17 protein-coding genes and 2 tRNA genes are annotated in these 15666 nt (G+C 33.0%); 10 read left to right on the top strand and 9 right to left on the bottom strand.

Features of this window, described 5'->3' with window-relative positions; all coding sequences use genetic code 11:
* Positions 1–23: 23 nt before the first annotated feature.
* On the bottom strand, positions 24–962 hold the full coding sequence (locus tag ACKI2W_RS02115) for a 50S ribosomal protein L11 methyltransferase (RefSeq protein ID WP_407378884.1): 939 nt from the start codon (positions 960–962) through the stop codon (positions 24–26).
* A 110-nt stretch (positions 963–1072) separates the two neighbouring features.
* Between ACKI2W_RS02115 and ACKI2W_RS02110 the strand changes: the two genes are divergently transcribed.
* Together ACKI2W_RS02110 and ACKI2W_RS02105 are read left to right on the top strand one after the other, a co-directional pair.
* Positions 1073–2506: a CpaF family protein gene (locus ACKI2W_RS02110; RefSeq protein WP_407378883.1), complete on the top strand. Its 1434-nt coding sequence runs from the start codon at positions 1073–1075 to the stop codon at positions 2504–2506.
* Between the two features lie 7 nt (positions 2507–2513).
* Positions 2514–3401 (top strand): type II secretion system F family protein, encoded by an 888-nt coding sequence (locus ACKI2W_RS02105; protein ID WP_407378882.1) that lies wholly within the window; start codon positions 2514–2516, stop codon positions 3399–3401.
* Positions 3402–3430: 29 nt separating this feature from the next.
* Here ACKI2W_RS02105 and ACKI2W_RS02100 read toward each other — a convergent pair whose 3' ends face one another.
* On the bottom strand, positions 3431–4147 hold the full coding sequence (locus ACKI2W_RS02100; protein ID WP_407378881.1) for a DUF4012 domain-containing protein: 717 nt from the start codon (positions 4145–4147) through the stop codon (positions 3431–3433).
* Between the two features lie 783 nt (positions 4148–4930).
* Between ACKI2W_RS02100 and feoB the strand changes: the two genes are divergently transcribed.
* The 3 genes from feoB (at position 4931) to ACKI2W_RS02085 (ending at position 7577) form a co-directional block, all read left to right on the top strand.
* Positions 4931–6949, top strand: coding sequence for a ferrous iron transport protein B (gene feoB / locus ACKI2W_RS02095; RefSeq protein WP_407378880.1), 2019 nt, complete (start codon positions 4931–4933; stop codon positions 6947–6949).
* Between the two features lie 154 nt (positions 6950–7103).
* Positions 7104–7331: a ferrous iron transport protein A gene (locus ACKI2W_RS02090; protein WP_407378879.1), complete on the top strand. Its 228-nt coding sequence runs from the start codon at positions 7104–7106 to the stop codon at positions 7329–7331.
* A 48-nt stretch (positions 7332–7379) separates the two neighbouring features.
* The gene (locus ACKI2W_RS02085; RefSeq protein WP_407378878.1) at positions 7380–7577 is read left to right on the top strand and encodes a hypothetical protein; all 198 of its coding nucleotides are present in this window, start codon (positions 7380–7382) and stop codon (positions 7575–7577) included.
* Here the strand turns inward: ACKI2W_RS02085 and ACKI2W_RS02080 are convergent.
* The 7 genes from ACKI2W_RS02080 to ACKI2W_RS02050 all read right to left on the bottom strand — a co-directional run bounded on the left by ACKI2W_RS02080 (position 7574) and on the right by ACKI2W_RS02050 (position 12806).
* Positions 7574–8413, bottom strand: coding sequence for an energy-coupling factor ABC transporter ATP-binding protein (locus ACKI2W_RS02080; protein ID WP_407378877.1), 840 nt, complete (start codon positions 8411–8413; stop codon positions 7574–7576). The two genes, ACKI2W_RS02085 and ACKI2W_RS02080, sit on opposite strands and share 4 nt — an antisense overlap.
* A gap of 16 nt (positions 8414–8429) precedes the next feature.
* Positions 8430–9260: a cobalt ECF transporter T component CbiQ gene (cbiQ, locus tag ACKI2W_RS02075; RefSeq protein ID WP_407378876.1), complete on the bottom strand. Its 831-nt coding sequence runs from the start codon at positions 9258–9260 to the stop codon at positions 8430–8432.
* 103 nt (positions 9261–9363) lie between these two features.
* On the bottom strand, positions 9364–9651 hold the full coding sequence (locus ACKI2W_RS02070) for a PDGLE domain-containing protein (protein ID WP_407378875.1): 288 nt from the start codon (positions 9649–9651) through the stop codon (positions 9364–9366).
* 1 nt (position 9652) lies between these two features.
* On the bottom strand, positions 9653–10300 hold the full coding sequence (gene cbiM / locus ACKI2W_RS02065; RefSeq protein ID WP_407378874.1) for a cobalt transporter CbiM: 648 nt from the start codon (positions 10298–10300) through the stop codon (positions 9653–9655).
* A 259-nt stretch (positions 10301–10559) separates the two neighbouring features.
* Positions 10560–11843: an oligosaccharide repeat unit polymerase family protein gene (locus ACKI2W_RS02060; protein ID WP_407378873.1), complete on the bottom strand. Its 1284-nt coding sequence runs from the start codon at positions 11841–11843 to the stop codon at positions 10560–10562.
* Positions 11844–11855: 12 nt separating this feature from the next.
* The gene (locus tag ACKI2W_RS02055; protein ID WP_407378872.1) at positions 11856–12632 is read right to left on the bottom strand and encodes an adhesin; all 777 of its coding nucleotides are present in this window, start codon (positions 12630–12632) and stop codon (positions 11856–11858) included.
* A 6-nt stretch (positions 12633–12638) separates the two neighbouring features.
* Positions 12639–12806, bottom strand: a complete 168-nt coding sequence (locus tag ACKI2W_RS02050; protein WP_058738535.1) for a 4Fe-4S dicluster domain-containing protein — start codon at positions 12804–12806, stop codon at positions 12639–12641.
* Positions 12807–12986: 180 nt separating this feature from the next.
* Between ACKI2W_RS02050 and ACKI2W_RS02045 the strand changes: the two genes are divergently transcribed.
* From ACKI2W_RS02045 to ACKI2W_RS02025, 5 genes are all read left to right on the top strand, one after another.
* Positions 12987–13069, top strand: a tRNA-Leu gene (locus tag ACKI2W_RS02045).
* 39 nt (positions 13070–13108) lie between these two features.
* A tRNA-Thr gene (locus tag ACKI2W_RS02040) sits at positions 13109–13181 on the top strand.
* Between the two features lie 159 nt (positions 13182–13340).
* The gene (locus ACKI2W_RS02035; protein ID WP_407378871.1) at positions 13341–14201 is read left to right on the top strand and encodes a hypothetical protein; all 861 of its coding nucleotides are present in this window, start codon (positions 13341–13343) and stop codon (positions 14199–14201) included.
* 5 nt (positions 14202–14206) lie between these two features.
* Entirely contained in the window at positions 14207–15094 is an 888-nt protein-coding gene (locus ACKI2W_RS02030) for a PhoU domain-containing protein (protein WP_407378870.1), read from the top strand.
* Positions 15095–15260: 166 nt separating this feature from the next.
* Positions 15261–15666: substrate-binding domain-containing protein (locus ACKI2W_RS02025; RefSeq protein ID WP_407378869.1), on the top strand; the 406-nt coding region annotated here is incomplete at its 3' end.

Here is a 15666-nt window from a genome sequence, read left to right as displayed (position 1 = left end):
CATTATGTTTTTGGAAAAATAGTTTAGATAATCAGCACATTATCCGCTATTTTTTCAGCTTTTTTTATTATTTCTGAAGCATCATCATTTGGAAATGCATCTATCACGCACAAATCAACTCTTGGAGTTTCTAAATCTTCAAAAGCTTCATTATGTATCTCATAGTTTTCATCAATTCCGTTAACTTCCAGATTTTCTTTTAAATTTTCAATAGCTTGAGGATATATGTCATTGAAAATTACTTTCTCAAAGCCATATTTCAACAGGTATATTCCTATTGCACCGCTGCCGCACATTGCATCAATCGCAATTCCCTTTTCTATTTTATTATTGTTGAGGTAATTGTGCAGTTTAATTAATTTTCCTTCGGTTGTTGTTGCAACCTCTATGTGGTGTTTGCTTTGATTCTTGTTGATTATTATTTTTTCATTAATCAGGGTTCTCATAACATTTGTCTGCAGGTCACATCCTGCGAGCAATTCAAAATGATTGATCGGAGTATTTTTATTTAGCTGCCCGACGGTATCTGCAGGACTTCCCTTAAGCACTCCTTTAACCTCAGGAACTTCATCAATCAGTCTTAAGGCAACCTTATCTGTAAAATCTGGGTGAAGTAGGATTAATGTGTTTTCATTTATGAATTGCGGATTTAAACTGCTGTAATAGAAGTCACTTAATGGGACTGGACTGTTCCGCCTTAATGTGGCATTCTCAGGCACTATTTTTTCCTCAATCATTATCTTTAGGATATGGCTCATTGTGATATCCAATGGTCTTTTGCCACAGGCACATTTCTTATAATTCCCATCAATTATATTTAAATCAATAAGATCTTTTAAGGGACTGAATTTTTTAACTTGAACATCTTTACAGTCATTACATTCATTTAATTTTTTAATTTTTTCATCTAAATTTTCAAAAGTTGTTATACAGTTTTCACCACAATCGCATTTTACCCTCATAATTTAATATTGATTTCACTTCATAATTATAATTTCACTCGTAATAAAAATTTATTAATAAGTATTACTAATCTATTTTTACAAACAAATTTCATGGAAGGTGATTTTTAATGAATATGTTAAACGAGAGCAATAGTTCAATACCGGTGTATGAGGTATTTAAACAGAAATATACTCCTGAAGAAAAAGTACTTTTGGCAGAAATTAGGGAAAACTTGGTTGATTTAGCTATATCCAGTGGAGAGAACTTTCAATTGAATAAGGTTAAATTATACAATGATATTAAAAATTTTTTATATACAAGATTGCCATATGAATCAGGAAGGGTATCCCGAGAATATGTCGAATCATTGTCTAGAAAGATATTGCAGGATATTGTCGGTTATGGCCAAATCGACCCGTTAGTTCACGATGATGATTTGGAGGAAATCATGATAATCGGAATTAATAAACCAGTTTTTGTATATCACAGGGAATATGGTATGATGAAAACAAACATTGTTTATAAGGATGAAGACGAATTAACCGATCTGATTGATTTGATGGCAAGACAAATCAACAGAAGAATCGACCAGGAATCTCCTATTTTGGACGGTAGACTAATGGACGGATCAAGAATCAACGCAACCATTCCTCCGGTATCCGCTGACGGGCCTTCTTTGACGATTCGTAAGTTTAAAAAGGATCCCTTTACAATAATTGATCTTATTAATTATAAGACGATTTCAGTAGAGCTTGCAGCATTTTTCTGGTTATGTTTTGACGGGTTGGGTGTAAAATCTGCCAATGCGATAATTTCCGGCGGAACTAGTTCAGGCAAGACTACCACATTAAATGCGTTAACGTCATTAATCAATCCGAAGGAGAGAATTATAACAATAGAGGATACGTTGGAACTTCAGATACCTCATGAGCATGTCATCCGTATGGAAACACGTCCGTCCAATACGGAAAATCGTGGTGAGTTAACGATGAATGACCTGGTTAAGAATTCCTTAAGGCAAAGGCCGGATAGGATAATTGTTGGTGAAGTAAGGGCTGATGAAGCCATAACACTCTTCACTGCTTTGAACACGGGTCATTCAGGTTTCGGAACGCTTCACTCCAATGATGCAAGAGAAACTATAACCAGATTAACTAATGAACCGATGTCTGTTCCGGAAATAATGATTACAGCTATTGATTTTATAGTGATGCAAAACAGGATTTATAAACCGAATGGTGTTTCATATAGGCGTATCAGTGAAGTTGCCGAGGTTGTAGGTATTGAAGAGGGCACTGTTCAGCTAAATAAGATATTTGAGTGGAATCCAGAAACGGATAAAATCGAAAATGTTAGCATCGCTTCAAGGACTTTGTCTGAAATAGCTAAATTAAGTGGAAATTCATTAAATGATTTGTATAAGGAAATAGGCAATCGCCAAATTGTATTGCAGCATATGTTAAGTCATAACATCCGTTCTGTCGATGAGGTTAATGCAGTAATCGAATCTTATTATGCAGACCCTCAGAAAATGTTAAATCAGATAATTTTGAAAGGATAGTGGTTATATGTTTGATGGATTGTTTATCAGTGTTGGAAATTTCTTTTTATTTATTTTCAATTCAATTAAAAATTTTAAATTTCCATCATTCAAATCATCTAAAAAACCCGAAGAAATGTCATTTGATTTTAAGATTTCTGATAATGTACAAAAGGACGATTTTGCTTTCGATGATATCAGGAACTTTTTTATTCAAAATATCTCTTCAAAAATGGGTATTGCTGCTTTGGCTGCAATATCTTTAGTTTTGTTTATCGGATTCGGCTTTGAAATTTCTGCAATTTTTCTAACTGTAATTGTGATGCTTTACATTTTCATGGTTATTTATCCACAGATTAAACAGAAAAGGGATTATGATGATTTGAACTTGGAATTACCTTATGCTTTGCGTCATATGGGCATTGAATTAAAATCAGGTAAAGGGTTGCATGATACATTAATGACCGTTGCCAATGCGAACTATGGTTCATTTTCACGTGAATTAACGCGGGTTTTGGAGGAAGTTCGATATGGCCAGTCGACTGAAAATGCTCTTTTGGACATGTCTGACAGGGTCGGTTCCGATGGTCTTTCTAGATGTGTTCAGCAGATTGTCGGAACATTGCGTGTTGGTGGAAATCTGGCCAATAGTCTGGAAGTCATTGCAACGGATATTTCTTTTGATATGCACGTTAAGTTAAAAGATTATTCCCAGAGATTAAATGCATTCATATTAATTTACACATTCATTGCCATTTTAGCTCCTGTAATATTGCTGATAATGTTAATGGCGGCTTCAACAGTAATGGGAGACATAATTCCTTCAAATATAATAATGATTATGTATGTCGGATTGTTTCCTATGATTGTGGTCTTTATGGGTGTTTTGATAAAAAAATTAGAACCTAAAATATAATAGATCTCTCTATTATATTAGGTTTTTTCTTATAATATATTTTCAATTCCTTTTGATGCTAGAAGTCCGATAAATGAGCCTTGTGGAGTCATTACAATATTTCCTTTTGAATATTGGTCAAGTGCCACATTTACCATTTCTGCTTTTTTATCAGAGTTTGTTGCAGACTCAGCAACTGCCCTTACAATATCTAGAACAGCTTCTCCTCTTGATTCTCCGCCGCTTGATTGTTCTTCACGGATAATGTCAATACCGCTGGCATTCACGTAAGTTCCATTAATCTTTAATGGTGAAGCGACATCGAGTATGCCGTCCAATCCTTCAGTGTTGATTGCTACAACAGCGTCAATAGGTATTTGGGTTTGATATTCAACGATTTCTTTGGCAAGTTGCATTGACTTTTCATTATCCTTGCTCCAAAATGAATCATGCAGTAATAATTTTGATCCGGCACCTTGGGCTTGCGCTTCAGCAGGCTCTGATGCGTTTGGATGCGTCATTCCATGCGGATAAATTGCAGTGTAATTTTGTATTTCTCCGTCTTTTAGATAAACAATAAATGCCATGTCGCAGGCACCCATTCCAGGACGGGTTTCACTTTCATCAATTGCACAGACTAAAATATGACTATCTCCTGAAGATAAGTCTCCCCCATTATTTATAAAAAGAGCTCCTGCAATAATTGTTATTATTCCGATTAGGATAACGATAATTATTGCAATAATTATTTTTTTTCTCCTATCCATGTCCATTACCTACACAATTTGTATATAATAAAATTTATTAATTTATTATTATTTAAAATTAGTTTTTTTTCGGCGATTGATTGGTTTTTTGAGGCAATGAATAAAAAATAGTTGGGTAATTGTATTAATTAATGACAATTACATCCAAAGAAAAATGTCCAAATTTTTTTAAAAATTCTTTTTGCAGTATTTGTTTCGTTTGCTGCTGATTCACAGCATTTACGTTTATTTTTTGTTGCCATTTAAATCACTTATCCATATTGTTTATATAATAATTATTTTGGAATTGGAAATATATAATTATTTTGGTGTGACTAAAAATAGTATAAATAGGTGAAATTAAATATGATGAACATATTTAATTTCGTGAGAGTAGTTATATGCTTTTTTTATTAAATTAGAAAAGAGAGTTAAACTAATTTAATAACAATCGGAGTGTAGTAATATGGTTTTTAACCAATAACACATTAGTAATATGAAATTAGATATTTAGGTTTACCTAATTTTTATCACTATTTCTAATTTAGTTCTTTATTATATATAAAGTTTTTTATTTTTTTAGGTTTACCTAAAAATTTTTCAGATTATTTGGTATGCCTAAACATTTAAATACCATAAAAATAAAATTTTATATTATGTTTAGGTTAGCCTAATCTTTGAATTTTGATGTCGGTAGAAACTTAAACTAAGATGATTTTTTTCAAAAAAGGGTGATGTTTGTTAAGATCTTCGGATCTTAATAAATTTTCTCTAAAAAATTCAATAAAAATGGGAGAATGGTTAATGAAAGAATTAATTGTAGGATTAGCTGGTAACCCAAACGTGGGTAAAACTACAGTATTCAATCAATTAACCGGTATGCGTCAACATGTAGGAAACTGGCCTGGAAAAACTGTTGAAAGAGCAGAAGGTAGTTTTAAACATGGAGATTATGAATATGACGTTGTCGATTTACCGGGAAATTATGCATTAAGTGCTCATTCTATGGAAGAAATCGTATCAAGAGATTTCATTGTAGATGATGATTCTGATGTTATAATTAATGTTGTAGATGCAGCTAATTTAGAACGTAATTTGTATTTAACAGTTCAAATGATGGAATTAGGAGCTAATTTAGTAATGGCTCTTAACATGAACGATTTTGCTAAGAAAAAAGACCATATCATTGATATTAAATTAATGAGTGAATTATTAGGTTTCCCAGTAGTGGAAGTAAACGCTAAAACCAAAGACGGTTTCGATGAATTATTAACCGCCGTTGAAAAAGCTGCTGCAAAACCAGTAGATTCAAGTGCTAAGTTATCATATGGTGATGAATTAAGAGAACATTTAGGTGATCTTCAAGGTCTCATTGAACAGGATAAAGATTTACTCGATGTTCCTTCTATTTGGACTGCAATTAAGTTATTAGAAAAAGATTCTATTGTTATAGAAAAAGTTCAACAATCTGGCATGAGTTCCAAAATCATGATGGAAGTTGACAAAGTAAGTAAACACCTCATCGATATTTTCGGTGAAGGTGCAGAAGAAGTTATTGCAAATGCAAGATATGCATTTATTGATGGTTTAATGGCTGAAGCTGTTAAAAAACCAGCTGTTGAAAAAGAAACAACAACTGATAAGATTGATAAAATTGTTACTAACAGAATTTTAGCACCTATTATATTTATTGTTATCATGTGGGTATTGTTCCAATTGACATTTACAATTGGTGCTCCTTTCCAAGATATGATTGATGAATTATTCGGTATGATTGCGGAAGCAGTCGCAGCATTTATTCCTAACGAATATCTCGCTTCATTCATCTGTGACGGTATCATTGGTGGAGTAGGTGGAGTTCTTACTTTCTTGCCTATCATTATCTTAATGTTCCTGTTCTTAAGTATCTTGGAAGACTGTGGTTACCTTGCAAGAGCAGCATTTACTTTAGATAAAGTTATGCACAAATTAGTTGGTCTTCACGGAAAAGCATTCATTCCTATGATTTTAGGATTCGGTTGTGGTGTACCGGCTATTATGGCAACCAGAACAATGGAAAATGAAGGGGACCGTATGCTCGCTATGATGCTCGTTCCATTCATGTCATGTACTGCAAGATTACCAATTTATGCTATTTTCACAGCAGCATTCTTCGCTGAAAGTGAAGGTACAGTACTGCTTGCAATTTACCTGTTAGGTATTGTTGTTGCACTTATTGTTGCAGGTATCCTCAAAAGAACCATGTTTAAAGGAATGTCCACTCCATTCGTTATGGAACTTCCAACATATAAAGTACCATCCATTAAAGGTGTATTATTACACACCTGGGAAAAAGTAAAAGGATTCTTAAGAAAAGCAGGTACTATTATTCTTGCTTGTTCAATCGTTTTATGGGCTTTAAGTATCTTCCCATTAGGTGTGGAATACGGATCAGCTGACAGTGTTTTAGGTATGATTGGTAATGTCATCGCACCTATATTCGCTCCTTTAGGATTTGGATTCTGGCAAGCTGCTGTAGCAATCATTGCTGGTTTAGCTGCTAAAGAAGTTGTAGTTGCAACCTTCGGTACACTAGCTGGTATGGAAGAAGACGATGAAGAGGGAATCACTTCATTAGTACAAGAAACATTCACCCCATTATCTGCGTTCTCATTCATGGCATTTACATTATTATACACTCCATGTTTCGCAGCTATTGGTGCAATCAAACAGGAAACCAACAGTTACAAATGGGCATTAACTATGTGTGCTATCACTTTAGTAACTGCATATATTGTTTCATTCTTGATATTCAATATTGGTGCTTTAGCTGGGTTTGCATAGGTGAATAATACATAATATGCATAAAATTCCAAAAAGGTGATGATTAGATTATTCTAATTATCATTAATTTTTTGGTTTAACTAAATATTTATATAATACTTCATACAAAGTTTAGTATACCTAAAAATTTTTAATATTTATGACTGGTGATAAAATGAAAACATTGAAAGATGCAAAACCTGGTGAAACAGTAACTCTAGTAAAATATCACAACACTGGAGATATTGACTTAAGAAGACACTTATTAGGTATGGGTTTTGTTAAAGGGGCTAAAATTCAAATTAAAAAAGTAGCTACTTTGGGAGATCCTATTGAAATGAGTATTAAAGGTTATGATGTTTGTCTTCGTAAAGAAGAAGCTGAAAATATTGAAGTGGAATAGCTTCAATTTTTCATTTATTTTTTTATTATTTTTAATAACGGTGTTATTATGAAATGTCGTATGTGCGGTTTCGAGTTTGATGAAAATGAACTGGAAAACCGGGGATGTTCAAGTTGCGGAAAACATGGTTGCAACAGTTTTCATTGTCCAAACTGTGGATTTGCAAACTCTCCCGAACTTGATGATGAGTTTGAATTTATTGTTAAACTTAAAGACAGATTTAAAAAACGAAAATCTGCTAATTAATCTTTTTTTATTTTAATTATTTCGTCAACGACTTCATTTACACTTATTTTTGTTGTATCTACAGGATAGCCTCTTTCCTTAAGGGAATATAATATTTCTGTGGTTATAGGTGCTTTCAGATGAGCTTTTTTTAATAGTTCCTTGTTGGAAAATATTTCATGTTTGTCTCCACTATCGATAATTTCCCCTTCATTTAAAACAAATATCTTTTCAGCAAATTCATTTACCATTTCTATGTCGTGTGAAGATATAACGATGCTCATTCCGTCTTTATTCAGGTCATTCAAAATACTCAATACTTTTTCAACACCTTCCGGGTCTAAGCCTGCCGTTGGTTCATCGAGTATCATTATTTCTGGTCTCATGGCTATGATTCCTGCGATGGCAACTCTTTTTTGCTGTCCTCCGCTTAAGTGGTGCGGTGTTTTGTTTCCATATTTTTCCATGCCGACCATTTCCAAAGCTTCACTTACACGTTTTTCAACTTCTTCGTAACTTAAACCCAAATTCATAGGACCAAATGCCACATCTTCCTTAACTGTAGGTGCGAATAACTGGTCATTTGGATCCTGAAATACGATTCCTACTTTTTGCCTTACTTCCAATAGTGTTTCCTTATCATATTTGATGGCTTTTCCATCTATTTCAACATGTCCTGATGTTGGTTCGGTCAGTCCGTTAAAGTGTGAGAATAATGTGGATTTTCCAGCGCCGTTAGGCCCCATTATGGCAACTTTCTGTCCTTTATAAATTTCCATATTTATGTTTTTCAATGCATGGGTTCCGTCAGGGTATGTGTAACTCAAGTTTTTTGTTGAAAGATGTACTTCGTTCATTTTAATTCCAGCTTCTTTAATTTATAGATAAGTTCTCTCCAAGGTATCCTAATTGATTCGTATATTTAATTAAAATAATCTCTATAATTATAATCAATAAAATTATCGTGGTAATATATATGTAGTCATTTCTTTCTAATGATTTCTTTTCATTAAATAAATCTGACTTGTCTGAATATCCACGGCTAATCATACTTTTGTAAACTCGCTCACCCTGTTCGTATGATTTAACAAACATCATTGCAACAGAATATCCGACTTGCCTTACTCTCCATTTGTAGGGCGTTAACTTTGAATGTATATGAAAATTTCTTGATTTTTGGGATTTTCTGATGGCTGCAAGTTCATCAATAAAAACAAATAAAAATCTAACCATTATACTTAAAATCATTGCAAGATCTTTTGGCATCTTTAACCTTCTAAATGAAGCGACAATCTGCTGCATCGGGCTTGTGGAAGATAATATTACAATTGATGTCAGGGAAACTATCATTCTAACTAACAATAAAATCGCCCAATTAAGTCCAACATCCGTTACAGTTATCCATGAATAGCTCCATATTATGTTTCCCGGATGAATGAATGGTTGAAATATGATTATTGCCCCTCCGAAAGGCAGTAGCAATGCAATCCGTTTAAAAGAATCAACATATGATAAATCAGCTATAAATATCACAATTAATAAAAAGATTTCTAAAACAATTGGTATAAACAGGTTATTTGAGAAAGCAGCAATGACAATAATCAGAATAGCAGATATTAATTTAATTCTTCCATCCAAATTATGTATTGGACTGTCCTTTGATGCTAATTCATCCAGATTTAGTGCTTTTGTGATATCCGCCATAATATTTCTCTAAAAAAATTTATTATTATAAGTAATAATTATTATATTAAAAATAGTATAAAAAGATGGAAGTTAAATGAACTTCCTCTTTTTACAATTTCACTTAACCTTTTCTTTTTACAACTTCGCCAACAGCGAATCCGCATATGAGTGTCAGCAGGGCACCTAATATGAGCACACCAACTTCACCAATTGATTCAAGAGGTTCGTAAGAATAGTCGGGGAACGGTGAAGCAAATACTTCGGTTGCTACATCTTCGCCAACGCCTGCGTCTTCTGCAGATTTTTCTAATCCGTCAGGATCACCTGATGCGATGAACGGGGAAAGACAACTGATTATGACACATATTACTATTGCAACTATTATTAATGTTTTATCACGTTTATCCATGTTATTGTCCTCCTTCCGCAATTTTGTTTTTGTTCCATACTAAAAGGTCTGGTCTGAATTTTTCTAAAGCCATAATCACAATAACCGTTAATACTGCTTCGATTATTCCGATGAATATGTGGTATGTTACCATTGAAGCGATTCCTATTGTTAATGGGAATGTTCCGGCTATTGCCATTTCGATTGCACATGCTAGTGCTGCAACTACAGTTGCTAGCCATGCTGCTACTCCGCTTGCTCCATAAATTCCGATTGTTCCTTTCAATGCTTTAAAGGTGTATAAACCAACAAATCCTCCTATGATTGCCATGTTCAATACATTTGCTCCAAGTGCAGTAATTCCTCCGTCTCCAAATACTAATGCTTGGATAATTAATACTACAGTAAATACTAGAATCGCTGCTTCAGGTGCACAGAATATAATTGCTACTAGCGCTCCACCAACCATATGTCCACTTGTTCCGAATGGGATTGGCATGTTCATAGACATAATAGCAAAGATACCTGCTGCAAGAACTGCTAAAAGAGGAATGCGTTTTTCATCTAGGTTATTTCTAGCCCATTTGCTGGCAAAGTATAATGCTACGATTAAAATCACATAGTATATTGCGCATTGCCAGAATGGTATGAATCCGTCAGGTATATGCATTTATTTTTCCTCCATTTTCCTATATGTATTACTTTTTTGTAATTTTTCACGTTAAAGTAATACTTATTTTTATTCAATATCAAGTTATAGGGAGTATAATCTATTATAATTAATGAATACTTCTTAATTTTAGCTTGACATTAAACATTTTTACGATTTTTCTTATATAAAGCTTATTAAAGTAATACTTTTAGTTTGATTTTTTTAAAAAAAGTAATAATAAAGTATTACTGGATGTATAAAAATTCTATAATTAGTATTACTTATTAAAAATGGACTTCAATATTATTGTAAAATAGACAAAAATAGCGATTGCAAAATAAAATAAAACTTGAATATCCAATATTCCTGTTTCAACACCTAAAATGGAATAGGTTAACAGTAAAGCATATAAACCAATATAAAAGAAGTTTTTTGTTTTTTTCATTATTTTAAATCCGATTCCTAAAATAAAGCCCAAAAAGCACATTTCAAAAGCAACACCAACTTTTCCGAAATCAGCTACCATCTGTCCGATTAATGTAGGGGTCACTGTAACTTCGGTTCTCCAGGATATCAGTTTGCCCACAAACATCCGTGGTCCAAGTTCGCTTCCGGGAATGGAACTTGCAAGCAGTTTTCCGTGAGTCACGCCGAAGTTTCCGCCAATAAAATCAAGCAAGTTTAAAACATGCAATGTGAAATCCGCCCTGCTTTTAAGAGTATAGAATGGATCAATTGCAGTACTTACGGTTAATTCATGAATTGATCTGAAATATCCGATTCCGATTATCGCACCTACACCAATCGCTCCTCCAAGCACAACTTCCCAGACGGCTATTATGTTTCCATAGTATGCTATGATGATTAGCAACAGCAATGCTGCAAGTATCGGGGTTCTATAGCCTAAAGTTAATAGGATTGCAACATCGATTATCAAAAGCAGAAGGAATCGGAATCTGACTTGGGATCTTGTGATTATTGTGTCCTGAAAATCCTTCAAATAAACGCCGGCCAGTATGCAGGTACCGGGAATTATTAAAAAAACAGGCATTGTAAAAGCAGGTTTCAGTAAATATCTGATTGATGGCTTTAAAATTGGAATTCCACCAACAGATGCAATGCTGATAAAGAAAAATGCAATGCTTATCAATATTAAACAAAACCCTATTGAATAAATGTCTCTTCTTTCAAAAACCAAAACGCTTTTCATATCATTTAAAAAGAATCTTGGCAGTACTGCAGAGCCTATAAAAAAGAATATGGAAGCTATGATTAGAGTAACGGTCAGGCTTTCAGAAATCGAATTGAGCGATAATGCTAAAAAAGCGGCAAAAACCACCAGAACAACTAACGGATTGAATATGTGATTTTCCAAAACACTGCTCTTTTTTATAAAACTCAAAAAGTTCTCATTTGGATATAAACTTTTAAAAAAACTGTTTACCCACTGATTTTCTATAAAAGCAATTATGGAAAAGATTGTTGTAAATAAAAATGATTTATGAAATTCATCACTTATAATGTTTAAAAAAGAAGTTAATTTAGAATAAATGAAACTCATAAATCACACAACTTAGAATTTTTGGATATTGTTGACATCAAAATTATTTTTAATGGTATTGATGTCGGAATCACTGCAGTTATAAATTCTTATGGTTATCTCGCCTGTAATTCCATTAAAGTTACCTAGTATAGGGTTTGCTTGGGAAATTTCTGTGTCCGTTGCTCTAACAAGATTTATCTGATCAGTATATCCTGTATTTGAAGCTTTTAAAGAAATCCTTTCGCTGTTTTGATACAGTAAGTTAGTTATCTGTTGGAATGCCATAGTTTCAAGTGTATCTAAAGAAACTGTGGTTGTAATTTCATATGTTGAATTTTCAGGAATTCCTGAAACTAAATCTTCAAGGGATGTAATGTTTTTTGGGTTTGCTTTAATTTCAGTTAAGTTAGAATATTTTTCCCCATTCATTTCCAAGGTCATACTGTCTATGTAAACATCTGCATTAGGGACATGATTGTAAAGACCAACAATGTAGCTGCTTCCATTACAGTTAACAAGTCCTTTTACATTGCTTCCCCGGTCATCATCCATCCATTGGATATTGCCCGCTAATGTAACAGGTTTTCCATCGCTTGAATTAAATCCGTGAATGGTTGTATCTACAATAAATCCCTGCCTATAATAAGTCAGATATTTTTCAACAATTTTATTCAATGTTGAAGAGTCATAAGAAGTACTTTCACTAGATGAATCATCGTCTGAAGTAATATGTACAAATGCAAATACTACTGCACATATCACTAAAATTATAATTGCGTAATCAACTAGCGTGAATCGTTTTTTCATATCAGATCATTCTTCATAAATCGCACCGACAGGACAAACGTCAACACATTCTCCACATGAATCACATTTGTCCGGGTCAATAATTACTTTATATGCTTTTTTTGTTATTGCTTCTTCCATACAGACGTCAATGCAATCTTCGCATATTCCACATTCTTCCATATCTATTATCATCAATGTGCTACACCACGATTTAATTATTTTAATAAAATAACTTTCCATATAACTTATTTTAATATTTTCTTTCTTAATGTTTAAATAGTTTTTTTAATATAACATTTGCATTATAATTTGGATAAAAATAGTGTTTGGGCAAACATTTATATATTATAAAAACAAACATTTATAGTGTATGCAGGGGTGCCCGAGCGGCCAAAGGGGGAGGACTTAAGATCCTCTGGCATAGGCCTTCGAGGGTTCGAATCCCTTCCCCTGCACTGTATTTTTTCAAGTTTTTATTATGCATTCTCGATTATGCCTTAGTGGCTCAGGTGGTAGAGCGCCACCTTGGTAAGGTGGAAGTCGGGGGTTCGAATCCCCCCTAAGGCTTTTTAAAACTATTTTTGCAATTTTAACATTTATTTTAATTATTTTGTTATTTTAAAGCAATATTTGTCAATTTCAATATCAACTTAATAATTAAATATTTAAACATAAAAAATAAATGTATTATTGCATTGATGAATTAATTCTTTTTAGGTGATAATTTTGAATCATTCAAAAATTATTTTGGTAGCATGTATTTCAGCTTTTGTTGCAATGACAACTGCGGTTTTAGGTGTTGCAGGTACTATTATCGGATCAGTTTTATCATCTGTTCTTTATAATGTGCTGTCTGAAGCCTTGGAAAAACCAGTTACTAATGCAAAATTTTCTACAAATTTTGAATGGGATATAGCATATGTATTTCCTTTAGTCGTTGTTTTAATCATTCAGTTTTTATTGATACTCGCATTCTTGTCTGAATGGGGTTTCTTACCTAGTGCATTTCTGAATATTTATTTATCAATTCAGGGAGTCGCATCAAATAATCTGTATAGGGTTTTAGGTTTCGCATTGGTTGTAATGAGCGTTTATCCATTTATACTGAGAAGGGATCTTGTGAAAAAATCTGACGGCATTATAATCTTATTAATAGGTCTAATATTTTTAGCCAGAGGATTTTCGGATGGGGGAAGTACAGTCTCATACACATTTAGCGTAATCTTTGATTATGTGGATTTCCCAATTGCATTAATAGCATTTTTATTATTGATTTTTGTTATTAATAATATCTTATCATCCGCAAGAAAATCCGAAAAGGAATTTAATGATGTAAGAAATAGAATAAATGAAGATGAATTAAATGATTTGCAATTAAAAAATATTCATCGTAAAAAATCAGGCAGAAATCTAGATGATTTGGAGTTAATACAGGTTAATCGCAGAAAACCTCGCAGAAATCCTCCAAGACAACATTCGAGGAATAATTCTGATTTTTCCAGAAACAACTCTAAAAGAAAAATCAATGAATCCATAGATGGTTTTCAATTCGAATCAAATGATTTGCTTGATGATTATAAAAAATAGATAATATGTCAAAGAAAAATAAAACTTTAAAAGATATCCTGGATTTCATTTTATATGAAAATCCGTCCACTCAGGATGAGATTGCTGAACGTTTAGGCATTTCCCGCAGGTACGTGACTCAACTGATACAACCTTTAATTAAAGATGGTACTGTTAAAAGAGCATATATGATAGATTTAAAGAGTTACGAGGAAATTGCTGAATCGTTGGGAGAATATATTAGGCCACATGATGTTTCAGGCAATGTTTTAATTAATGATATGTTGGCTAATATGGAAAAGCATGTTCATTCGCAGCTTGAGGCATCCTTCGATGCAATATTGGAGTATGATGAAGAAAAGGCTAAAAGGGCTTTGGAAATGGACTATGCAACAAATAATATGGTTGAGAAAATCAGAACTTCCGTTGAAACTATCGTCAGCATCAATCAGCATTCCGAATTCTCCAAATCAGTTTTATATAATGAGGTTGCATATGATTTGGAACGTATAGGCGATTATTGCGGTCATATTGCGAAATTTGTTATTAATGATATCTATGAGGTAAACGAGTCCATTCTTAAGAAATTAAAGAAGATGTATAAGACCGCTCAAAAGATGCTTCGTTTATCCATGCTTGCATTTTTGGAAGGACGTACTGACTTGAAAGATGATATAATGGAATTGGAAGAATCAATTCATATTCTTCAATCTAAAGCTATTAATTTAATTGCTACCCAAATGGCAGAAAATTCTTTTGATGAGAAAGAGCGTTCAAATTACTTTATTTATCTTTTCAGAGTAATCAAAGCTTTTGAACGTATTGGTGATATTTCTGTAGAAATTAGGGATGTTGCTATCGAGTTTCATGATAATATTCCAAGACCAACTACTCCACGTAGTTTCAGGGAATAATTTCCCATTATTTTTTTTCAAAAATGTTGTTCCTATTTTGAGAATTTTTATTCACAAAAAGTAAAGTTTATATACTTCATTACTATAAGTCTATTACACGGTGATAGCAATGAAAAACATAAATAAATATATTATATTTTCATTAATTTTATGTTTGGGGACTTTAATGTTATTTCAAAGCAATGTTAATTGTGAAAAAATTAATATTGTAGGTTCCACATCAATTCAGCCCGTTTGCGAAGATTTGGTTGAAGAATATAGGAAAAATCGCTCTGAATGTGAAATTACTGTTCAGGGTGGCGGTTCCAATATGGCAATTAAATGTGTTGGTGCAGATATTGCGGAAATAGGTATGTGTTCAAAACAATTGGATAAAGATTATAACTTCACAGAATATGAATTGGGTCGTGAAGGGATTGTTATAGCTATTAATCCTTCAAATAATGTTAGTGATTTAACAACCGATGAAATTAAAGGGATTTTTTCGGGCAATATAACAAACTGGAATCATGTGGGAGGTGAAAATAAAAAAATTAATGTTTTTGTTCGAGAGCAGGGGTCAGGTACATTGG

The organism is Methanobrevibacter sp. (assembly GCF_045603845.1).
In the GTDB taxonomy this organism is placed as follows: Archaea; Methanobacteriota; Methanobacteria; order Methanobacteriales; family Methanobacteriaceae; genus Methanocatella.
Note: the sequence above shows the minus strand (reverse complement) of the source record. Positions and strands in the feature narration are given on the sequence as shown.